Source organism: Lysinibacillus sp. FSL H8-0500 (assembly GCF_038051955.1).
In the GTDB taxonomy this organism is placed as follows: Bacteria; Bacillota; Bacilli; order Bacillales_A; family Planococcaceae; genus Lysinibacillus; species Lysinibacillus macroides.
Genome location: NZ_CP150292.1, coordinates 3,994,141 through 4,016,073, shown reverse-complemented (window position 1 = coordinate 4,016,073; position 21,933 = coordinate 3,994,141). Strand labels below are relative to the sequence as shown.

General features: G+C 36.2%; 27 protein-coding genes and 1 riboswitch. Of the genes, 14 read left to right on the top strand and 13 right to left on the bottom strand.

Annotated elements, in window-relative coordinates; translation table 11 throughout:
* Positions 1-35: 35 nt before the first annotated feature.
* Positions 36-158 (bottom strand): hypothetical protein, encoded by a 123-nt coding sequence (locus MHB44_RS19250; RefSeq protein ID WP_341300472.1) that lies wholly within the window; start codon positions 156-158, stop codon positions 36-38.
* Positions 159-213: 55 nt separating this feature from the next.
* Positions 214-534, bottom strand: a complete 321-nt coding sequence (locus tag MHB44_RS19245; protein WP_341300471.1) for a DUF4870 domain-containing protein — start codon at positions 532-534, stop codon at positions 214-216.
* A 127-nt stretch (positions 535-661) separates the two neighbouring features.
* A riboswitch (TPP riboswitch) is annotated at positions 662-769 on the top strand.
* A 124-nt stretch (positions 770-893) separates the two neighbouring features.
* On the opposite strand from MHB44_RS19245, the gene thiT reads away from it, so the two are divergent.
* Both thiT and map read left to right on the top strand, forming a co-directional pair.
* A complete protein-coding gene (gene thiT, locus MHB44_RS19240; RefSeq protein WP_341300470.1) occupies positions 894-1,448 on the top strand; it encodes an energy-coupled thiamine transporter ThiT in 555 nt (184 codons plus the stop codon).
* A 399-nt stretch (positions 1,449-1,847) separates the two neighbouring features.
* Positions 1,848-2,603 (top strand): type I methionyl aminopeptidase, encoded by a 756-nt coding sequence (gene map, locus MHB44_RS19235; protein WP_341300469.1) that lies wholly within the window; start codon positions 1,848-1,850, stop codon positions 2,601-2,603.
* A 28-nt stretch (positions 2,604-2,631) separates the two neighbouring features.
* Here map and MHB44_RS19230 read toward each other — a convergent pair whose 3' ends face one another.
* Complete coding sequence (locus MHB44_RS19230; protein WP_341300468.1) at positions 2,632-3,345, bottom strand: hypothetical protein; 714 nt, start codon at positions 3,343-3,345, stop codon at positions 2,632-2,634.
* 190 nt (positions 3,346-3,535) lie between these two features.
* Between MHB44_RS19230 and MHB44_RS19225 the strand changes: the two genes are divergently transcribed.
* Positions 3,536-4,357, top strand: a complete 822-nt coding sequence (locus MHB44_RS19225; protein WP_341300467.1) for a polyphosphate kinase — start codon at positions 3,536-3,538, stop codon at positions 4,355-4,357.
* A gap of 154 nt (positions 4,358-4,511) precedes the next feature.
* Positions 4,512-5,099, top strand: coding sequence for a GNAT family protein (locus tag MHB44_RS19220; RefSeq protein ID WP_341300466.1), 588 nt, complete (start codon positions 4,512-4,514; stop codon positions 5,097-5,099).
* Positions 5,100-5,149: 50 nt separating this feature from the next.
* Here the strand turns inward: MHB44_RS19220 and MHB44_RS19215 are convergent, their stop codons facing one another.
* The 3 genes from MHB44_RS19215 to MHB44_RS19205 form a co-directional block, all read right to left on the bottom strand.
* Positions 5,150-5,719 (bottom strand): carbonic anhydrase, encoded by a 570-nt coding sequence (locus MHB44_RS19215; protein WP_053995514.1) that lies wholly within the window; start codon positions 5,717-5,719, stop codon positions 5,150-5,152.
* Between the two features lie 442 nt (positions 5,720-6,161).
* Entirely contained in the window at positions 6,162-6,296 is a 135-nt protein-coding gene (locus tag MHB44_RS19210) for a hypothetical protein (RefSeq protein ID WP_341300465.1), read from the bottom strand.
* Between the two features lie 139 nt (positions 6,297-6,435).
* Entirely contained in the window at positions 6,436-7,677 is a 1,242-nt protein-coding gene (locus tag MHB44_RS19205) for an aminopeptidase (RefSeq protein WP_341300464.1), read from the bottom strand.
* Between the two features lie 190 nt (positions 7,678-7,867).
* On the opposite strand from MHB44_RS19205, the gene motA reads away from it, so the two are divergent.
* Entirely contained in the window at positions 7,868-8,653 is a 786-nt protein-coding gene (motA, locus tag MHB44_RS19200; RefSeq protein WP_053995516.1) for a flagellar motor stator protein MotA, read from the top strand.
* Between the two features lie 2 nt (positions 8,654-8,655).
* A complete protein-coding gene (gene motB / locus MHB44_RS19195; protein WP_341300463.1) occupies positions 8,656-9,420 on the top strand; it encodes a flagellar motor protein MotB in 765 nt (254 codons plus the stop codon).
* Positions 9,421-9,473: 53 nt separating this feature from the next.
* Here motB and MHB44_RS19190 read toward each other — a convergent pair whose 3' ends face one another.
* Positions 9,474-9,695, bottom strand: a complete 222-nt coding sequence (locus MHB44_RS19190) for a DUF1128 domain-containing protein (RefSeq protein WP_053995518.1) — start codon at positions 9,693-9,695, stop codon at positions 9,474-9,476.
* A gap of 177 nt (positions 9,696-9,872) precedes the next feature.
* On the opposite strand from MHB44_RS19190, the gene MHB44_RS19185 reads away from it, so the two are divergent.
* Together MHB44_RS19185 and MHB44_RS19180 are read left to right on the top strand one after the other, a co-directional pair.
* Positions 9,873-10,199, top strand: a complete 327-nt coding sequence (locus MHB44_RS19185) for a YtxH domain-containing protein (protein ID WP_341300462.1) — start codon at positions 9,873-9,875, stop codon at positions 10,197-10,199.
* Positions 10,200-10,223: 24 nt separating this feature from the next.
* Positions 10,224-11,141 carry a YihY/virulence factor BrkB family protein gene (locus MHB44_RS19180; protein ID WP_341300461.1) on the top strand — a complete coding sequence of 306 codons (918 nt, stop codon included), beginning with the start codon at positions 10,224-10,226 and terminating at the stop codon, positions 11,139-11,141.
* 46 nt (positions 11,142-11,187) lie between these two features.
* Here the strand turns inward: MHB44_RS19180 and MHB44_RS19175 are convergent, their stop codons facing one another.
* Positions 11,188-13,092 carry a heavy metal translocating P-type ATPase gene (locus MHB44_RS19175; protein WP_341300460.1) on the bottom strand — a complete coding sequence of 635 codons (1,905 nt, stop codon included), beginning with the start codon at positions 13,090-13,092 and terminating at the stop codon, positions 11,188-11,190.
* A 264-nt stretch (positions 13,093-13,356) separates the two neighbouring features.
* On the bottom strand, positions 13,357-14,895 hold the full coding sequence (locus MHB44_RS19170) for a fumarate hydratase (protein WP_341300459.1): 1,539 nt from the start codon (positions 14,893-14,895) through the stop codon (positions 13,357-13,359).
* A gap of 228 nt (positions 14,896-15,123) precedes the next feature.
* On the opposite strand from MHB44_RS19170, the gene MHB44_RS19165 reads away from it, so the two are divergent.
* Positions 15,124-15,927: a YwqG family protein gene (locus MHB44_RS19165; RefSeq protein WP_341300458.1), complete on the top strand. Its 804-nt coding sequence runs from the start codon at positions 15,124-15,126 to the stop codon at positions 15,925-15,927.
* 42 nt (positions 15,928-15,969) lie between these two features.
* On the opposite strand, the gene MHB44_RS19160 is transcribed toward MHB44_RS19165, so the two are convergent.
* A complete protein-coding gene (locus tag MHB44_RS19160; RefSeq protein ID WP_341300457.1) occupies positions 15,970-16,155 on the bottom strand; it encodes an SE1561 family protein in 186 nt (61 codons plus the stop codon).
* A 369-nt stretch (positions 16,156-16,524) separates the two neighbouring features.
* Here MHB44_RS19160 and MHB44_RS19155 point away from each other — a divergent pair, with 369 nt between their 5' ends.
* The 3 genes from MHB44_RS19155 to MHB44_RS19145 all read left to right on the top strand — a co-directional run bounded on the left by MHB44_RS19155 (position 16,525) and on the right by MHB44_RS19145 (position 18,571).
* Entirely contained in the window at positions 16,525-17,700 is a 1,176-nt protein-coding gene (locus MHB44_RS19155; protein WP_341300456.1) for an MFS transporter, read from the top strand.
* A 304-nt stretch (positions 17,701-18,004) separates the two neighbouring features.
* Positions 18,005-18,265 carry a hypothetical protein gene (locus MHB44_RS19150; RefSeq protein ID WP_341300455.1) on the top strand — a complete coding sequence of 87 codons (261 nt, stop codon included), beginning with the start codon at positions 18,005-18,007 and terminating at the stop codon, positions 18,263-18,265.
* 114 nt (positions 18,266-18,379) lie between these two features.
* On the top strand, positions 18,380-18,571 hold the full coding sequence (locus MHB44_RS19145; protein WP_053995525.1) for a hypothetical protein: 192 nt from the start codon (positions 18,380-18,382) through the stop codon (positions 18,569-18,571).
* Between the two features lie 54 nt (positions 18,572-18,625).
* Here MHB44_RS19145 and MHB44_RS19140 read toward each other — a convergent pair whose 3' ends face one another.
* Positions 18,626-19,390 carry a LytTR family DNA-binding domain-containing protein gene (locus MHB44_RS19140; protein ID WP_341300454.1) on the bottom strand — a complete coding sequence of 255 codons (765 nt, stop codon included), beginning with the start codon at positions 19,388-19,390 and terminating at the stop codon, positions 18,626-18,628.
* A complete protein-coding gene (locus MHB44_RS19135; RefSeq protein WP_341300453.1) occupies positions 19,387-19,560 on the bottom strand; it encodes a hypothetical protein in 174 nt (57 codons plus the stop codon). The genes MHB44_RS19140 and MHB44_RS19135 overlap by 4 nt, the downstream gene beginning before the upstream one ends.
* A 37-nt stretch (positions 19,561-19,597) precedes the next feature.
* Here MHB44_RS19135 and MHB44_RS19130 point away from each other — a divergent pair, with 37 nt between their 5' ends.
* Positions 19,598-19,855 carry a phage holin gene (locus tag MHB44_RS19130; RefSeq protein WP_341300452.1) on the top strand — a complete coding sequence of 86 codons (258 nt, stop codon included), beginning with the start codon at positions 19,598-19,600 and terminating at the stop codon, positions 19,853-19,855.
* Positions 19,852-20,553: an N-acetylmuramoyl-L-alanine amidase gene (locus MHB44_RS19125; protein ID WP_341300451.1), complete on the top strand. Its 702-nt coding sequence runs from the start codon at positions 19,852-19,854 to the stop codon at positions 20,551-20,553. The genes MHB44_RS19130 and MHB44_RS19125 overlap by 4 nt, the downstream gene beginning before the upstream one ends.
* Before the next feature lie 59 nt (positions 20,554-20,612).
* Here the strand turns inward: MHB44_RS19125 and MHB44_RS19120 are convergent, their stop codons facing one another.
* The gene (locus tag MHB44_RS19120) at positions 20,613-21,848 is read right to left on the bottom strand and encodes a Fic family protein (protein ID WP_341300450.1); all 1,236 of its coding nucleotides are present in this window, start codon (positions 21,846-21,848) and stop codon (positions 20,613-20,615) included.
* Positions 21,849-21,933: the final 85 nt, after the last annotated feature.

Here is a 21,933-nt window from a genome sequence, read left to right as displayed (position 1 = left end):
AAAAAGGAGTGGCTCAAAATTCCTGAGCCAACCATTTACTTTATACGAGGCGTTGTTTTAGGCGTTGTTCCTTTCTTTGAGTCCATAACCTTTTTTACAATAGGTATCACAATAGGTGCTAATTTTACAGCGGTTTTCACAACGTTTGATACTTTCATTTAAAAACAGCTCCTTTTATTTTTATTACTACCTGTTTATTCTTCGATTAAAACATTAGCGAATCACACGAACTGCCTGCACAATATTCCAGATCACAATGCCAATTGATACGATGGTATAAATAGCAAACGATACAAGCCAAATAATAAGAAAGGTATTTCCTGAGGCTGGATCCAAACTAAATGTAGAAAAAATAAAGACAATAAAGAACAGTATTCCAAAAAGAACAGGAATTAAATGCGAAATCAGTGCGCGAATAGCATGGCTTTTTACATCATGATCTTTAGCAACAAGGTAAACAATTAATGGCACGATAAAAGGGGCAAAGAAAATACTGAGATAGCTAAAGGCGGATAAAATTTTAGGGTTCTCCATAGTTGTTCCTCCTTTTTTAATATTTACGCATGAAAAATAGTAAAGTTTCAAAAAATCATGTGTGGAAGAGGTTGTCATTCTCACAGCGTTTGCGTACAATAAAGATGTTTAAAAAAATTTCAGATGTAATGACCACAAGGGGGGCTGATGATGTCAGCTGAGACTGGGCACGTAATGCCTTGACTCTTTGAACCTGTAAGTTAAAACTTGCGTAGGGATGTGGATAGAAACCGACACTTATATGATGTGAGGCTCTGTCCTGACATCATTTTTTTATTCTAAGATGTCAGTAAGAGGCACATGTATGTATTTCTATTCCTGCTCTTGTATCCTACATCGGAACAAAGGAGAGAATATTTATGAACAAAGAAAGATTAATGATGCTTGTGGAGATTGCAATATTTGCTGCGATTGGCCTTGTGCTGGATCAAATCTCCTTTAAAGTATGGGCACAAGGTGGCTCTGTTAGTCTTGTTATGGTGCCTATTGTCCTCATCGCATTTCGCTGGGGCATAGTAGCTGGACTTACAACAGGGTTACTCGTAGGTGTAATGCAGACAATGTTTGGCGCTTTTATTGTACACTGGCTTCAGGGGCTATTAGATTATGGTGTTGCTTTTACCGTTGTAGGGCTAGCGGCATTCGTACGGCGACCATTACTCGAGGCTGCTAAAAATAGTAATAAAGTAAAAATGGCACGTTATATTATAATAGGCACTGTGCTGGCGGGCTTTTTACGTTATGCAGCGCATACTTGTGCAGGCGCAGTGTTTTTTGCAGAATATGCAGGTGATCAAAATGCATGGCTCTATTCCATTATCTATAATGGTACATACATGCTGCCTGCCACAATTTTAACGGTAATTATTAGTGTATTAGTCTTTACAGCCGCACCACAATTATTACGCCGTTAATTAATTTTATTTATCAATATAAAATCCCACAAAAAAGTTGATGTAGTACTTTTTGTGGGATTTTTACTAGATAATTGTATGCAAAAATATTTTTCCTTCACATGTAGCACATAAGAGGAGCAGCTAGCCTTTACAATACTACGATCACATTATCTAATAAAACAATAGACTATAATCGTGAAAATAATAAGGCTATAGATTGTTTGATAATAAGAAAACCTTGTATTGCCGGGAAAATTAACGGCAACCAAAGTTAAATGTAATGACTATGACTAAAAGCCAAATGTCCCTCCTGTATCATTCAATCCAGCATATAATATTTCAAGCGTTTTGAGTTCTATGCTTGGCAAGTTATGTTATAGTTAAGGGTAGACATTTAACAGGAAAGGGTCGTTAAAGATGATTGTAAAAACGCAAGAGGAGCTTGAAGCTTTTAAAAAAATTGGACGCATTTGTGCTGAAATTCGTGAAGTGATGAAGGCGGCTACAAAACCAGGTGTGACAACGCTTGAGCTAGATGAAATGGCAGGCCGCATGTTTGCAGAGGCAGGTGCTATTTCTGGGCCGAAGGGAGAGTATGATTTCCCGGGCTATACTTGTATAAGCATCAATGAGGAAGTGGCGCATGGTATTCCAGGAAAACGTGTCATCAAAGAAGGAGATATTGTGAATATTGATGTATCTGGCTCTTTAAATGGCTACTTTGCGGATACAGGTATTTCATTTGTAGTAGGTGATGGCTATGAGGACAAAGACAAACTATGCCGTGTTGCCAAAAGTGCTTTTGATCGAGCAATGACAAAGGTAAAAGCTGGCTCTAAACTAAATCAAATTGGGAAAGCAGTTGAGCGTGAGGCGAATGCTAACGGTCTAACTGTTATTATGAATTTAACAGGACATGGCTTAGGGCAGTCTTTACATGATGAGCCAAATCATATTTTAAACTATTATGATGCGTGGGATTCTACAATTATGAAGGAAGGTATGGTGCTTGCGGTGGAGCCGTTTATTTCCGCAAAAGCAGAGCATATTGTAGAAGCTGGCGATGGCTGGACATTTGTGACGCCTGATAAATCACTTGTTGCTCAAATTGAACATTCCATCATTGTAACAAAAGATAAACCAATTATTTTAACATCATTAGATGAGGAATAATAGAGCTGCAAAAAATCCTGTCTACCAATTATTTTTGGTAGGCAGGATTTTTTTTCATAAATAAGATGCCAACAAAGAGGGCACCACATAAAAATAAGGAAGCTGTAGTGACAAGTAACTCATCAAAACCATTATGTAAGGCGATACCAATGTAAGCCCAAATAAAAACACTTGGATAGATCCTATCAAAGTGATGGAAGCGAATATGTAGTGCAATTGCTCCACCTAACGTCAGTAATATCACTGCCCAAAGAGGGGCGCTCAAACCAAAACCGTTCCAGCCATAAGCCGTTAACGTAAAGCTAGTATTTGTGATACAGGTAAATGTTGCCCATGCGAAATAAATAGCAAAGGGAAGCCTACCAGACATTGATTGATCATTAAGAGGGTACGAACTATACAACATAAATACGTACAATACTAATAATAACGTGATACCCAGGGAAACAATAAATAGCTCATGATGCCATACATAGACCGTTAATGCCTGCAATATATTTATGCAGCTAAAGAGCGCAGTTTGCTTCATAGATGTCTTTTTCATGTTCATAGCTAACCAATAACCAAGGAATAGGTAAATAACAATCCAAATTACATAGCTTATATTCATAGGTGCAAATATAACAGAAAAACGATTAGCAATTTCGAGCGAAGATTGACCGTTTATATGCATGAAAAAGGATGCAAAGGTTAGGATAAGTGAGACAATATAGGACATTGTCATCAATATAAACTGAGGCATGTTCTCCTCTCCCTTCGAGTTAGATTGTATAGGGAAAAGACAAATATGTATAGCTGCTGTCACTTTTTCTATTATAGCGGAAATTTCCAACAATGTATCGTGTTGTTTTCTTTATATTTCACATGTTGGTAGGCATCCATATATTTCTTTAGTACAATAAAATTATCCAAATAAAAGGAGTGAAGCTTATATGGCACAAAACTTGAAAAATCTTGATCTATCCATTGAACTAGACAAAAAGATGTATAAAAAGAAATTGAAGGTACTGCAATATGAAATGCTGAATGCACAGCAATTTTTATTAAAAAATAAAATTGGTTTAATTTTAGTATTTGAGGGCTTGGATGCGGCTGGCAAAGGAGGCGCTATTAAACGTCTGGTTGAACGTATTGATCCACGAGGATATGTTGTACACCCTATTTCAGCTCCACAGCCCCATGAGTTACGCTACAATTATTTACATCGCTTCTGGAGAAAATTACCGCAGCATGGACAAGTGGCAATTTTTGACCGTTCCTGGTATGGACGTGTGTTAGTAGAGCGGATTGAAGGATTTGCAACAAAGGATGAGTGGTCTCGTGCGTATGAAGAGATTAATAATTTTGAGGAGATGCTGACTGCAGGAGATTACATAATTATTAAATTTTGGCTGCATGTTTCAGATGGAGAGCAATTGAAGCGCTTTACAGAACGTGAAGCAAATCCTTACAAGGCTTGGAAATTAACAGATGAGGATTGGAGAAATCGAGAAAAAACTCCATACTATATTGAAGCAGCAAATGAGATGTTTGAAAAAACAGATAAGAAAAATACCCCATGGATTTTAGTTGCTGGGGATGATAAAAAATATGCACGCATTCATGTACTGCAAGAAACAATTGCCCATATTGAACGAGAAGCACAAAAGCGTGGTCTGCATTTAACAAATGTATTAGACAATGGGCAAGCACAGCATATTGAATCTAGCCAGGAAGCTGTCCAGGAGAAAAAAGAGAAACAAAAAGTAAAATAAAGCGAGATGCTGCTGTAACAATAAAACATAAGCTGTTTTAGTTGTAGCAGCATCTTTTTTTACATACAATAGTGCAAGAAGCATAGTGATGGTTTTATATTGCTGGTAAAAGCATAAGATATATTGATATTGATTGGAAGGCTAGTGTGGAGAAATGGTGCTTAAAATTTGGAACTTATTAAGAAAAAAGGGTGGGAATGTGGTCACAATTCAGGGGGGAAAATGCTATATCCGCACATTCCAAGAAAAAGATGCACGAAGTTTAATGGGGCTCGTCAGTCGCAATAAATACTTTTGGTCGATATATGAGCCACTACAAAGACCTGAATACTATACAGTTGACGCACAATATAAAAAAATTCAAGAAAGCTTATATTTAATGGAGTCAAAGCGAGAATTTACGTTCGGTATCTTTGAGCATGGCACAAATAATTTAATAGGACATATTGCACTTTATGCCGTGAAACGTTTACCGTATTCAAGTGCATTTATTGGATATGCTATGGATGAACTGTATGTAGGAAAGGGAATCGTTACTGAAGCAGTGAATATGGTCGTCCAATTTGCATTCGATCAAATTGGTTTACATCGGGTAGAAGCCTATGTGTCCACACAAAATATGGCTTCTATACGTGTTTTAGAGAAGGCGGGGTTCCAACAGGAAGGTCTTTTAAGAAAGCTTTTGTATATTAATGGTCAATGGGTAGATCATTATATGTATGCACGTTTAGAGGACGTATAGTAGGTTAAGTGCCTATCTTTCAGAGCGAAGGATAGGCACTGTTTTATTTATTATTTTAATTCTTTAGTACCATCTTCAATGACATCAAGTCGACCTGTATTAGGGTCAATGATTAAGCCATGAACAGGTACATTCTTAACCATTAATGGATGATTACGAATTGTATCCACGCTTTTCTTAACACTTGTTGCTACATCACCAAAACCGCGTAAAAAATCTTTTAAGTCGAAACCAGAGTATTCTAACATTTTAATTGTTTCTGGATCAACACCTCTAGCAACCATTTCACTAAGCATTGCTTCAGGATCGACTGCACTCATACCACAGTCATAATGCCCTACCACATATACTTCATCTGCCTGTAGGCCATAGACAGCAACCAGTAAACTACGCATAACTGCACCAAAAGGATGACTCACTAATGCGCCAGCACTTTTCACGATTTTAACATCGCCATTACGCAAATTCATGGCCTTTGGTAAAAGCTCTACAAGACGAGTATCCATGCAAGATAAAACCACAATATGCTTATCCGGATATTTCGTTGTAATAAATGGTTCATATTTTTTTTCTTGTACAAACTCTTTGTTAAACGCTAAAATATCTTGTAACATTGTCATGAAGATTGCTCCCTTCCTTACAAAAATATTGTAGAGGAAAATGTTCGAGATGCAAACAATAAAGGCGTTATTTACATAAATTTTATAATAAAAACAGCAGTTCGCTGCACTTTCACATCTATTTTCAATAAGGAAAATTCGAAACAGTATGCCCATTTCACTAAAATAGAAGTGCTTTCCACAGACTCTCCTTCTTTATAGTGTGCATGCTTGTGAAATTTTCCCTTTTATAATGCAAGTAGAGCAGCAGGAGCCCTCTTATTGACGCTACAAGCTAGTAGTCCATCTGAGAGTAGTTATAAAAACAGCCACTTTTTTTCAGTAGCTACCTATAGTTTATATTTGGTTTTAGTCTTTCTTTTCTTCATCCTTGAAAATTTAAAAAAAATAGACAAAGTCGAAAAAAACGACTTTGTCTACAGCCTTACAGCTACTTTTTAGATTAATATTTATTGTCTGGTTTTGGATCTACAGTTACTGAAGACTTACCATCTAAACCTACTTGTAGGTAATGAATGAAGAATGCTGTAGCAATCAATAGAACTACTGAAAAACCAAGTACTGTTGTAATGAACATGATTAGAGCCCCTCTCTGCTTAAATAATCTATTAAATATCCTGACTTAATTATACAATAGGTTTCTAGGAAAATCTAAGGATAATTTATGACAACCATAACATACCTAGCTTAGAATATGATTAGTAGAAATGGATGATTTAGAATGCCCAATCCCCATTGCGGAATATCGGTTCTTTTTGATGGTCATGAGTGATACCGTCTATATTCATATTATTTGATCCAATCATAAAGTCAACATGTGTTAAGCTTTGGTTAAGGCCATTCATCATTAACTCTTCAGAAGTCATTTCTTTACCACCTTCAATACAAAACGCATAGGCTCTGCCAATAGCTAAATGATTTGAGGCATTTTCGTCAAATAATGTATTGTAAAATAATAAATTAGCTTGTGAGATAGGTGACTGATGCGGTACTAATGCAACTTCACCAAGATAACGGGCACCCTCATCTGTTTCAATAAGAGCTGTTAGAATTTCTTGTCCTTGTTCCGCTTTTACAGCTATAATACGACCCTCTTTAAAGGTTAGTGTGAAATTATCGATAATAGTACCGCCATAGCTTAAAGGCTTAGTGCTGGATACATAACCATTAACACCTGTTTTTAATGGAGCAGTAAAAATTTCTTCTGTTGGCATATTTGCCATAAAAGTTTGACCTTGCTTGGTTACACTACTGCCACCTGCCCAGATATGCTGTATCGGTAAATCAATTAGGAGGTCTGTGCCTGGAGCTGTGTAGTGTAGTGCTTTATATTGCTTATTATTTAGGTAATTGGCTCTATCTTGTAATTCTTTGTTATGGGCCTGCCAGGCTTCAACAGAATGTTCAACATTCATACGGGTTGCTGCAAAGATAGCTTCCCACAATGCCTCAACTTGTTGCTCTTCAGGAAGATGGGGGAAAACTTTTGCTGCCCAAGCTTTGGAAGGCGCAGCAATGACCGACCAACTAAATTTATCTGCCTGTAGCCATTGATAATAATTCGCTAATGCTTTACCAGAGGCTTTTTGAAATGCCATAATTTTATCAGACTCTATCCCTTTTAATAAATCTGGATTTTGTGAGCTAATGCTTAAGAAAGCTGCTCCATGTTCAGCTAACCATTCACGTTCTTGTACTTTCCATGGGGGGAAAAAATCAAATGAATCTTTTGGAGCATCTTCATAACGTGCACGCACACATTCATCATCAGTTAGGTCCATAAATACCTGTTTTGCACCATTTTTATAAGCCATTTTAGTAATTATTTGTGCCAGCTTTAAGTTATCAGTCGAACAGCTTATATAGAGGTACTGGTTTTTTTGAATATTTACTCCTATTTTTAGTGCTAATTCAGCATATTTTGATAATTTTGTATCAAATGATAATAACAAAATCATATCTCCCTTCAAATTAAGAAAATTTAATGTAGTATTCTTAATTCAATATAATCAAATATGGTTGGAATGTGAATAAAAAGCATATATAGCATCGAAAAATTAATCAAATACATTTATACTAGAAATATAGATTTTAAAATATGGAAATACAGACGAAATTAAGAATAGTGGTAGATTTGGAGGTTCTAAAATGGATATATCAACAGTTGTAGGGTTAATATTAGCATTTGTAGCATTATTAACCGGGATGGTCATGAAGGGAGTAAGTTTAGGTGCCTTTTATAACCCAGCGGCCATTCTTATCATTATTGTTGGTACAATTGCAGCAGTAACAATCGCGGTTCCTATGAAAGAGTTGAAGCGTGTACCGAAGCTTTTTAAAATTTTAATGCAAGAAACAAAATTGGCAGATGATGTTGAGCTGATTAAAATGTTTTCACAGTGGGCGGATTTAGCTAGACGTGAAGGCTTATTAGCATTAGAAAGTAAATCCTCAGAGATTGAAGATCCATTTTTAAAAAATGGACTGACATTAGCCATTGATGGGCAAAATGCCGACTATATTCGTGATGTGTTAACAGAGGAAGTGGAGGCAATGGAAGAGCGTCATTCAGGTGGTGCCGCCATTTTTACACAGGCTGGAGCATATGCCCCAACTTTAGGGGTACTTGGTGCAGTGGTAGGGTTAATTGCCGCATTATCGGATATGAATGATATTGAAAAGTTAGGTCATGCGATTTCTGCTGCCTTTATGGCAACACTACTAGGGATTTTTACAGGATATGTTTTATGGCATCCATTCGCTAATAAACTAAAACGTAAATCAGTGATAGAAGTAAAGCAAAAAAGGTTGATGATTGAGGGCATTCTATCGGTTTTAGAGGGAGAAGCTCCACGTGTTATTGAACAAAAACTATCATCTTACTTAACGATGGAGGAGCGTCGTAAAGTGACAGGCGGAAATGAGGGTGAATAACGGTGGCAAAGAGACGTAAAAAGCATAAGCATGAGGATCATGTGGATGAGTCCTGGCTTGTTCCTTATGCAGATATTTTAACACTTTTACTTGCGTTGTTTATCGTACTTTTCGCATCTAGTTCTGTTGATCAGGAAAAGTTAGCGAAAATGTCAGAAGTATTTAATCAAGTGTTTGATGGTGGAACAGGTTTTTTAGACCAACCAGCACCTATATCAGATCCTAATGCTACGAGTACCGATGTACAAAGTCAAAATTCGGCCTATCTTAAGGATCAACAAGAGTTAGCCGACATTAAAGATAGCGTAGATAACTTTATTGCTGTCAATGAAATGGAGGATCAATTTGCCACAGAAATGACAGCAGAGGGCTTACTTGTGACTATTCGTGATAGTATTTTATTTGATTCAGGAAAAGCAAGTATTAAGCCAGAATATATTCCTATAGCGAAAGAGCTTGCAGATGTTTTAGTATCCAATCCACCACGTAATATTATTATTACGGGGCATACAGATAATGTTCCTGTGGGTCCTAATTTTTCATCAAACTTAGAGCTTTCATTAATGCGTGCGTCAAAGTTTTATATGGTTTTATTGGACGGTAATCCTCAATTAAAGTCTGGCAGCATTAGCGCGAGGGGATATGGTGAAGACCGTGCGATTGCACCGAATGATACAGCAGAGGGGCGTGCGAAAAATCGCCGTGTAGAGGTGTTAATTCAACCATTGGTGACAGAGGACGGTTCGGATGTAACAAATACCCAATAATAAAAAAGCTATTAGCATGAGACATCAGTCTTTCGCTAATAGCTTTTCATGCCTTATTTGCGTAAAGAGCCTAATTCAGCAACAATCGCTTGCATTTCACTTGGGCTAAATGTTTCTCTTTTCATCACCATTTCATATAAGTACACTAAATCTTCATAATTTGCTTCATCAAAGTTTTCGGATTTCATGGCATCCACATTTACCATACGAAGCTTATCCTTCATTTGTTCAACCATATAGATAACATTTTCTTTAGATGGAATTGATAAATTCATTTTTTACCCTACCTTTCGGATTCATCGTACATATCATTTCACTGAATATAAAAAATGTCAATTGCGTATTTGAGCATTGCTTTAAAAATAATCTGTTATTGGGTAGAATAAATGCAGGAAGCTGTTTATTTATGAAATAGTAGGGAATATGCAATTATACAAGCAGGAGGTTTTACTATGGGTCAAAGTAAATTATTGGTTTCAATTATAGCTGGTGCAGCAGTTGGTGCTGCATTAAGTATGTTAGATCGTACTACTCGTGAAAAAACAATTGCTACAACGCAAAAAATGAAGGATGCCATCTCATATTATGCAGCAAATCGTGAAGAATTACAGATACTTGTGGAGGAAAAGGTATTAGCTGCGAAAGGTCTTTATGAAACTGTGTCAGATAATGTTAATATGATTACTGAAAAAGTAGAGGAATTTAAAGATGTGCCCTCTACAATACAAGGGATGATTGATGACACGAAATCAGCCTTTACTCTACCTGATAAGGAGTAATGGCAGCTTTAGGAGGAAAGTCTTATGGAGAAGAAAAAAGCGAAAATGCATCATACGCTTGGGCTTGTTAAATCGTTTGTCTCGCCAGATGAGGAGACGATCGATATCATGACTTCCAAAGGTTTTGTTCAAGATTTAATTAGTAGGCTAAAGCGAGTAGATATATCTGCACTTGCTGCACAACTGGCTTATTTCTTTTTGCTATCATTCTTTCCTTTGCTTATTTTCTTGGTTACGTTATTGCCATATTTGAACTTAGAAACAACACAGGTATATGCATTTTTAGTGAACATCTTGCCAGATGAAGTATATCGTCTTATTGAAAATACGTTAAATGAGATTTTAACAAATCGTAATAGTAGTTTATTATCGATTGGGGTTTTAGGTACAATCTGGTCTGCCTCGAAAGGGATAAATGCATTGATTAGAGCCTTAAATAAAGCTTATGATACAGAGGGTAGAGCTGGTATATTGGATAGAGGCCTGTCTCTAGTTTTTACAATAGCACTTGTTATTGTCATTGCAGTGGCTCTTTTATTACCTGTCTTTGGACAACAAATTGGGCATTTTTTATTTTCCATTGTTGGAGTAGAGGAGCAATTTGCTTCCATTTGGCATAATTTGAGATGGTCGATGCCACCATTACTGATCTTTATTGTTTTAATGGGTATGTACTGGTTTGTACCAAATACAAGTCCACGTTTAAAAATAATGGGTGTCTGGCCTGGAGCTATGTTTGCTACACTTGCCTGGCTAGCAGTCACGTATGGCTTCTCATTTTATATTAGTAATTTTGGAAATTATTCTGCTACATATGGTAGTATAGGTGGCGTTATTATTTTAATGCTATGGTTGTACTTCACAGGTATTATTTTAATATTTGGTGGAGTATTAAATGCTACCATGCAGAAAAGAGCATTGCAAAAGGAAAAAATAAACTAACTTAAACAGCCTCGCTTTTTTATAATGAAGCGAGGCTGTTTGGTGTTTAGATATTTTTATTGAGCATACGTAAACCATTTAAAATCACAAGAATGGTGCTACCTTCATGTCCAATCACGCCTAAAGGTAGGTCAACAATCTGTAAGAAGTTAGACGCTATTAATAAAACAATCACACCTATAGAAAAGAAAATATTTTGCTTAACAATACGCTGCATTTTGCGAGATAGCCGTACAGCATAGGCAATTTTTGATAGATCATTTTTCATTAAGACAACATCTGCTGTTTCTAGGGCAACATCTGTCCCTTCGCCCATCGCAATACCAGTTGTTGCAGTAGCTAATGCAGGAGCATCATTAATGCCATCGCCCACCATTCCTACAAATTGATGCTGTGTAAGCAGACGCTTCATCTCTGTTACCTTTGTTTCAGGAAGACATTCTGCAACATATTCCGTCACGCCAGCCTCTTTGGCAATTGCTTTTGCTGTTTTTTCATTGTCACCTGTTAACATAACAACCTGAATACCAAGCTCTTTTAATAAAGACACTGCTTTTTTAGCTTCATTGCGCACAATATCCTTTAAGGCGATTAATGCAACAATGCCATTAGCGTCACGAATAAAAATAACGGTTTTCCCTTCTTCTGTTAGGGAGGTTGCAACACCATCTGCAAAATCATGGGCAAGCTGTGTACCAACAAAATCAGGTTTGCCAATTTGGTATTCCTTTTTATCAATTATCCCTTTAATACCCCAGCCAGGAATATCCTCAATGGCTGCCTGTGGAAATGCTGTAATTCCTTGTGCTTTCGCATAGGCAGTAATAGCTTGTGCCAATGGATGATTTGATTGTGCTTCAATTCCTGCAATAATGGCTAATGTTGCTTGACGCTCTAATCCATCACGAATAACAAAATCTGTTACAACAGGCTTCCCTTGTGTTAATGTCCCTGTTTTATCAACGGCTAAGGCACGTAAAACACTAAGATGCTCTAAATGCAAACCGCCTTTAAACAGCAAGCCATTTTTTGCACCATTTGAAATGGCTGCAAGTGTTGCAGGCATAATGGATGCAACAAGGGCACAGGGTGATGCAACGACTAATAGCACCATGGCACGATAGAAGGTTGTTGTCCAGTCCCATCCAAGCAGAAAGTGGGGAAGAAACATCATAATAGCAACACCGAGTAACACAAATTTTACATATGTGCCCTCAAATTTTTCAATAAACTGCTGTGAAGGTGATTTTTCGCTTTGTGCGCTTTGAACAAGCTGGATAATTTTTTGGAACAATGTTTCTGAATTTGGCTTTGTCATTTCAATTGTAATGGCACCATTTAGGTTCACTGTCCCTGCGAATACTTCATCACCTTGATATTTTGAAATAGGTAATGCCTCCCCACTAATTGCTGATTCATCAATAGAGGATTGCCCTTTAAAAATAACGCCATCTGCTGGAATACGTTCCCCTGGTTTAATCAGTAAATGATCGCCAATTTGTAATGTGGAAACAGCTACCTTCATAGGCTCAAAGCCACCACGAACTAACCAAGCTTCTTCAGGCTGTAATTTCATAAGTGCTGAGATTTCCCGCTGACTTTTGTTCATCGCATATGTTTCGAGAGCGCCACTTACTGCAAAAATAAAAATAAGAATCGCACCCTCTGTCCAATAGCCAATTGCTGCTGAGCCGATTGCCGCTAATACCATCAGTAGCTCAACATTTAGCTTTCGCTCTTCTATGGTTTCTTCAATGCCTTCTTTTGCTTTTGCAAAGCCACCTACACAAAATGCAGTGATATATAGAAGAACAGAAGCAGTTGTTTGCTCGTTTAAATCTAAACGCCAAGCTAATAAAATAAATATCCCAGCTATAAGAGCTGCAATTAATTCTGCATGTTCTTTTGTTTTCTCAATTAAATTATTATTTTCTCGATTAGAGTATTCCATTCATTTCCCTCCTGATAATGAAAATCAATATCAAAATATCTATAAATTAGTATTTATATGTGATATTTAATTGAAAATGGATTTCAATTACCATCTCCTTTATTTAGAATTATTATAACAAAGGAATTTATAAAAATAAAGTATCAAATTTGAAAGAAATTATTTAGAGAAAATGACAACAGCAAAAAGGCACAGTCTATTCATGTAGAATATTCTGTGCCTATAAAAATTGTGCGGATCAGTCCCGCTATTTATGAAGTTAGATTAGAAAACTCTTTCTGCATGTAAAGCAAGTTTTTCTAATGATGATTTATCAACATCTGCATGGAGTGAGTTACCATGTGAATCCATTGTGACAACCGCTGTAAAGTTTTCAACATTTAAGTGCCACATAGCTTCAGGAATACCAAATTCCATTAAATCAACACCATCTACACCTTTAATACAGTCTGCATAGTATTGAGCCGCACCACCGATAGCATTTAAGTACACGCCACCATGTTCATTCAGCGCTTTTAATGTTTTTGGTCCCATACCGCCTTTACCAATAACAGCGCGAATACCGAACTTTTTCATAATATCGCCTTGGTATGGCTCCTCACGAATAGAAGTAGTTGGACCAGCCGCTTTTACTGTCCAATTGCCTTCTTCATCCTTTGCCATTACAGGACCACAGTGATAAATAACTTGTCCATCTAAATCAACTGGTGCATCATGGCTCATTAAATGATGGTGGATAGCGTCACGGCCAGTATACATACGACCAGTAATAGCCACAACATCTCCAACTTTTAGTGAGCGAATTTGTTCTTCTGTAATTGGTGCAGTAAGCTCTACTACATCTGTAGTAGTATCTTCTGTAGTTGCAGCTACTTCATCCTCTTTAAACGTAATTTTTTCGCCTTCTTGATAATGCCAGTTGATCACTTCACCTGTTTGCGGATCAATATCTACTGCCATACGACGGTAAGCCCAGCAGTTATAAGCGACAGATACATAGAAGGAGGCAGGAATACGATGCATAACGCCAATTTTACAGCCTAGTAATGTTGCTTCGCCACCGAAGCCCATTGTACCAATGCCAAATGTGTTCGCAGTTTTCACAACATATTCCTCTAATTTTGCAAGATCTGGATTTGGATTTGTATCTTCAACATGACGGAATAATTGCTCTTTTGCTAAATCATAGCCAGAAGAGCGGTCTCCACCAATACCTACACCGATGAAGCCAGCTGAACAGCCCTGTCCTTGTGCTTGGTATACAGAGTGTAAAATACATTTGCGAATACCATCTAAGTCACGACCAGCACGACCAAGACCCTCTAATTCACATGGTAGACTGTATTGAATATTTTTATTTTCACAGCCGCCACCTTTTAAAATTAACTTAATTGTAATGTAATCCTTTTCCCATTGCTCAAATTTCATAACAGGAACACCGTCGCCTAAGTTATCTCCGCTGTTTTGTCCTGTTAAAGAGTCTACAGAGTTTGGACGTAATTTAGCATCTGCTGTTGTAGCTGCAATCGCTTTTTTTATAGCAGCTTTAATTTCTAGTTGGTTAACCCCAACAGGCGTATAAACTTTAAATGTTGGTAAACCTGTATCCTGACAAATTGGTGACACATTATCTTCTGCCATAATAATATTGTTTGAGATTGTGTCTAAGCTCATTGCTGCACGTGTGCCAGCACTTTCAGCCTCTTTTGCCTGCTTAATAGCACGACGTACATCTTTAGGTAAATTCGTAGATGTTTCAGTAATTAAATTGTAAAGACTTTTCTCCAAGTTTTGTAGATTCATTCGTATTGCCCCCCATAGAAAATTTGATTATTTCCACGTTACATTATACTCTTTTAAACTAATGAAAAAAAGAGTCCTTCTCTGTATGCACTAAATTAAAGCATATCTTAATATAATTTTGCCTTGATTATTATGGTGACAAATAATGTGCTAAATTTATAATAGAAAGTTGAAAATAAAGAACAAATGTTCTATAATAAAAGAAATCCACGAGTAGGAGGAATTTGTATGACTGCTAAAAATTTAGTTGAATTACCAGAAGAATTGGAGCGATACAGATCAATAGTAGAGGAAACGCTAAAGCCTGTTGTCTGGATTGATACGGATGTACGAAAAACAACGTTATTTGAAAGTAAGTTTGCAGGTGATCCCTATTTTCCACTATCAATGGAATATCCTAAAAACAGCACTGATGGACAGCCATTAAAGCTTCTAGCTCAAATTAACTTTGCAGAGCTACCTAAACATCTCCCAAACTTTCCAGAAGAGGGAATATTGCAGTTTTATATTGATGGCTATGATGATGTATTAGGAATGGACTTTGACAATGGTCAAAATCAAGAAGGTTTTCGTGTGATTTTCCATGATACGATTGTGCAGGATGAAGCACAACTTATACAGGACTTTTCGTTTATAGAAAATAAGGATGGGGAATTATATTTTCCTGTAGAGCGCGAAATGGCATTAGCTTTCAAAGTAGGGATGGAGCCTTTATCAATTAGAGATTTTAGAGGACAAGAGGCTTATGAAACTATTTTAAAAACTTTAGAGGAGGACAGTCAATTAGAGGATGCCTTTTACGAGGCTTTGTCCAGTACTGATCATAAAATAGGTGGCTATCCATTTTTCACACAGGAAGATCCACGAGCATATGGTGATTATCAAGATTCCACTATTTTACTGTTGCAAATTGATAGTATAGGAGACGATATCCTTTGGGGTGACTGTGGCGTTGGCAATTTCTTTATTGGAGTGGAGGAGTTAAAAAATAAAGATTTTAGCAATGTACTATATAATTGGGATTGCTATTAAAAAACAAACGAGCATACAATGTGCTCGTTTGTTTTTTGTTCATTATTGTTCACGAGCATTAAATTGCTCCATTTTATCCTCTAAATCATTCATCATTTGAATTAAGCGATCAATATCTTCTAATTCAGCTGTTTCCGGATCAAGAGCATCTAACACCTCTAAAAATATTTCAAGACGCTCTTTTAAATAGGTTACTTGCTGTTTTTTATCAGTGATTGGCTTCGACATTCGTACACCTCATTTCATCCCTTTTATCGTAGCTGATTTAGGCACAAAATTCAATGATTAGGCAAACATCTAGGTCTAAGAGACTAATTTTAAAAATAAATAGACGGAATATTTACAATATTAAAACAGTATGTTAAAGTTGTCTTAAGATTAAGTAAAGGAGCTGATTGAAAAAATCATAAACATTCTAATTGGAAAAGGAGGGAGTTTAAACAAGTAATCGGTAATAGTCAAAAGCCGAAATTCGTGTTTATACAATTAAATGAATATAAGTATTAGTTAGGCCTTAGCGTAAAGTCACATGTGGTGAGCGCTAAGGCTTTTTGGTATGCTGTTATTTGAAGGAATGACAGGATGTTGGAGGAAAGAATGACGTACTTCTCAGATTACAGCAAAAAAAGATTTATGATTTTAGTGTTGATTGTATCCATATCAGGCTTTTCGCAGGGGATGCTGCTGCCGCTTATATCCATTATTTTTGAACATGATGGTGTATCCTCCACTTTAAATGGCTTACATGCAACGGGCTTATACATAGGAACATTATTAATTTCCCCATTTATTGAGCAACCTCTGCGAAAATGGGGTTATAAACCAATTATTTTAATTGGGGGGGCACTTGTTTTTGTTTCATTATTTGCCTTTCCTCTATGGAAGAGTGTGACCTTTTGGTTTATCTTGCGGTTATTAATTGGCGTGGGGGACAATGCCCTGCATTATGCCACACAAACCTGGATTACTAGTACAGCAGACCATCAAAGTCTAGGAAAAGGAATGGCAATCTATGGCTTGTCATTTAGCACAGGCTTTGCTGTTGGACCCCTAATGGTAAGGCTGATCGAAATTGCAGAGGCATTACCATTTATTGCATCATCTATACTATGTTTATGTGCATGGTCCTTTGTCTTTTTCTTGAAAAATGAAAAGCCAGAACGTTTAACAGGTGACTTAAATGCTAGAGGCTGGCAACGTTATAAAAAGGCTATATTATTTGGCTGGCTTGCCTTTTTAGGTCCATTTGTTTACGGTTTTCTTGAATCCTCATTAAATGCTTTATTCCCTGTTTATGCATTACGTAAGGGCATTGAGGTAGAGATGATTCCAATTATTCTATCGGTTTTTACATTTGGCGGAATTGTGACACAAGTGCCACTCGGTGCATTGGGGGATAAGGTAGGCAGGCGTACTATTTTAATGGTAGGCTCATGTGGGGCAGCAATAATTTTTGGTATTACCAGCTTTTTAGAGCATTCCCAAATCGCTGTGGCTATCGCCTTTTTCCTAGCAGGAACATTGGTCGGTTCCATGTTTTCTTTAGGCATCACCTATATGGCAGATTTAACACCAAAGGAGCTGCTGCCTACTGGAAATTTACTGTGTGGTATTGCACTCAGCATTGGTAGTTTAACAGGACCATTTTTAGGCGGAGTTTACTTAGAATTCATTAAAAACTATAGCTTTCTTTTATTAGTGGCACTGCTTTTACTAGCGGTTGCAACGGTATTACTCATATTTGGACGAGCTAAACCCTTACAAGCAAAATAAAAAAGAGCGGGGCTCATCTTCCCGCTCATAAAACAAAAAAACGCCCAGCAAATCCGTGCTGTTATGGCGTTTTTTGCGTAACAAGGATGTTCCGTCCAAGTTACATAGGTTTGGCACCTAAACGTTATTATAGCATGTTGCTTTTGAAATAGGTATAATTTTAGAAAAGAAGTATTGAGCAAAGGAGGAAGAAGTATGCAATGGCTTGCGTTATTTGCTATCAAAAGGCTTAGCCTGTAATAATCCATAGTGATTCTTGGGGGATTATTGCAGGCTGAGCACGTAACCCAAGGAGTGATAGCAAATGAAACCACATCGCAAAAATCGAAATCGTGCTTACTATCGACATCATCGTAGAAGAGTGATTCAACGAAAATTAAAAATTGCAAAAAGCTATGATTGGCAGTTTCGTTATGCTGGACAGTTAGCAAAGGGCAAAATTCATTGTTCCTGCTGGATGTGTACCCAAAAAACAAAAAGAGACGGCTTTCCACATGGACAAATTAAAAAATTGGCATATATGAGCAGCCAATTAACTGAGTATTGGCAGCATGAAAAAATTTGACAGTGGAAACACTGTCTTTTTATGATTTGTAAGAAAATTTTGATTAAAAAAGTGAATTTTCTCGTGAACTTTTGATATAATAGAAAGGAATACATTTTAAAAGGAGTGTTGCCCATGGTGACCGGTCAGTTAGAGCAGGCTTTCAAATTAGCTGAAAAGCATATGCTCGAAGTTCAAACAATTTTAGATTTAAAAAGGATTATTGCGAAAGAGGTTAATTCATCACCAAGATTGGAGGAAAAGATTCTTCAGTCGATGATTCAGCTTCTTGAGAATAATAAGACATTCTTACAGGAGGCACAGTAATTGGAAAAAATTGAACCATACGAAGATCAAGACACATTTGATTAAAGGCGCTGCTCAACCATTATTATTTGGAGCAGCGCCTTGTTGATTTTTCAAGAGCTTTTGGAGCTTATAGAAAGCTCGAAACGATACATTACACATCATACCATTTACCATTGTAATCGTGCGTTCTAGTGAATTTGTTTCTTTTATATGATGAAGATTAATAATAAAGCTATTATGGCAACGGAAAAAATGTTCATTCAGCATACTTTCGATATCCTTTAATTTACCATAAAATTGATGATGACTGCTTTTGGTATAGAGCTCAATTTTATGTGCTTGGATAGATGTTGTAAAAAAATAAATATCATTGAAGGGAATTTGCTTAATGCGTTGACCAACCTTTACCTGAAAATAATTTAGGTTTTCTACATGACTAAGCTGTTGATACTTTTGAAAAGCTACTTGAATAGCATGGAGGAGAGCCTCTTTCAGTGATAGCATATCTGTTTTGACAATATAGTCGAGTGCTGCAAGATTGTATTTGAAGGTCAGCTTTAGCTGGTTGGCATATGTGGTGATAAAAATAATATTGGCAATAGAGTCATGTTGACGTATATGATTCGCAATATCCATGCCAGAAAGCTTATGTTGCAAATCAATATCTAAAAAATAACAATCTGCTTTATGGTGCTCCAGATAGGCTAAGACATCATCGGGATTTCCGGTACATAACACAATTTCAATGCTTGGTTCATGAAACATTGCATAGCACTTTATTTCATCATAAATAAATTGACGATGAATACTATCGTCCTCACAAATAATGACCTTCATCTTTGTGCACCTTCATTTCTTATTTCTAATTCTTGAATAAACCAGTTGCTATCAATATCTGTATTCAATGTAACATTACTAGATTGATTCACTAAATTTCGAGCAACGGTTAAGCCGAGCCCTCTGTTTTCGCCCTTTGTTGAATAGCCTTCCATAAAGAGTTGAGCCATATTTTCCTGTCCTTCAAAAAAGGAGGAATGATTTAATATGAAAATTAACTGGAAAGTACGTTTACATCATAAGCCATTTTTAGTGGGAGCATTTTCATTATTACTATTATTAATTCAACAGATTGCAGCTTTATTTGGCTTTGACACTACTATTTACAATGAGCAAGTAACAGATATTTTTAATACTGTGCTTGCTTTATTAGTTTTATTTGGTGTCGTGAGTGATCCAACAACACCAGGGCTAAATGATAGTGAGAGAGCAATGAGATATGACCGAAAGGATGGTATGAAATGAGCTACACAATTGAAAAGCGATTAATGTCAGAGCTACCTAATCAGGCGTTAAAGGCAGTAAAATATGTCATTGCCCATGAATCAGGTAATGGTAATAATACAGGTCCAAATGCTTTGGAAAATGAAATTGCATACATGAACCGAAATAAAGCAGAGGCATTCACTTCCCACTGGGTAGGTGGTGGAGGACGTATCGTGCAAATTGCGCCAGTTGGCAGGTTACAGTATGGTTGTGGTCCAAAAGGTAATCCACTTAGCTATGCCCAGGTGGAATTGGCTCGTACTTCCGATAAAAAGCAATTCAAGAAGGACTATGCTGCTTATATTTGGTTGTTACGTGAACTAGCTAAAGAGGCTGGAATACCTGTTGTATTGGATGGGGCAGGTAACGGCATCAAGTCACATCGTTGGATTACCGATAATCTTAAAGGTACAACACATAGAGATCCGTATTCGTATTTAGCGAGTATGGGAATCTCCGAGGCACAATTCAAGCTAGACATTTTAAATGGCTTGGAGGAAGTAAAAGGGGCGCAAATTACAGAAGCTAAAGTTATGCTTAATGATACAAAAACTATTCCAGCTATAATTATAGATGGTAGGACGCATGTTCAAGTCCGTGAGCTAGCCGATCTTTTAGGATTAAAACTTGTTTATAACAATGAAAGTAAAACAACAAAATTGTATGAAGTAAAATGAATAATGCCCAGGTACTCATTAGTTTGAGCCTGGGCTTTAATAATATCTGAATATAATTTTTAATTAGGTAAAATATTCTCTATAAAATTCTCGCAAACTTTATATACTTTTGGGTTTCTACTTATCTTTTCTATATATCCTTCATCTTCTAACTCTTTCATTGCTTTATCAATAACGTGTCTTGACAGTTTAGAGGACTTCATGAGTTCCTGAATTGAAAAACTAACTTGATTATCGACAAAAACATTTATCATAACCATCGTTTTCATAAAATCTGATGCTTCTGATTTTTTTTCTTTCCAATAATCAGTTTTAAAATAAGCATAAATTCTCTCTAATTTCATTAAATTGAGTTCTAAATCTTCAATTATTCCGTTTTGACCTTTAATTAGCAGACTTAACATATTTATAAGATAAAATGTCATATCACCTTGATTTAAAGTAGTTGGAATCTCCTCTAAAGATTTATAGTACTTATTTTTATCTTTATTTACAGCATAAGAAAATGTAATAGCTGAATAACGTTCTAAATATCTTGATAAGTAACTACCTACTATTAGACGGCCAGTTCTACCGTTCCCATCATAAAATGGATGTATATACTCATAAAAATAATGTGATACCATATAACGATATAGCTCAGGATGATCTTCATTATCTAAAAAATTTATAAGATTAACTAGATATTCTATTATCTTTTCTTCAGTTAGTACCCCGACATGCGTAGTTGATACCCCATCATTAACTTCTACGTACCCTTTTCTAAAAAATTTTCCATCAGGCTTATCATCATCTTTAATTTCATCTGAAACTAAATCATCATATAACTTTCTAAAATCCTCAATATTTGAAAAAGGTTCTATTTTGTCTATATGACTATAAGTTTTCATTAGACCGATAAACTTCTTATTTTTTGACTCGGACAATTTAGATGCATTAAGTGCTTCTTTTAACTCTTTTTTTGTACTTCTAATACCCTCAATTTCATTATTACTTTGTGCTTCATTTACTATTAATTTTTCAAAGTATGGCTGAATAACTACTTTTGGTAATTTGCTTACTAAATAAGAGATTTTAGAACTATTTAATAAAACTTGGTTATTTAAAGTCATTAATTCATGTGTATTTACATAAAATAATTCGAATACGTCTGATGTAACAGTCCCTTTTTTAAAGCCACGTATATTTAAACCTGTAGTATAACTTCCATAACCTGTTTTTCTCTTAATTATTTCAAAGTTATGTACTTCTTTACCGTATTTGTAAAAAACTTTAGTTAGGGTCTCATAATTCATAAAAATCACCTCTCTATTTATAAAAATGGTCGCTTTTTTAAAAAGTATATGATTAATGTAACCAAAATACAATTTATATATTCAA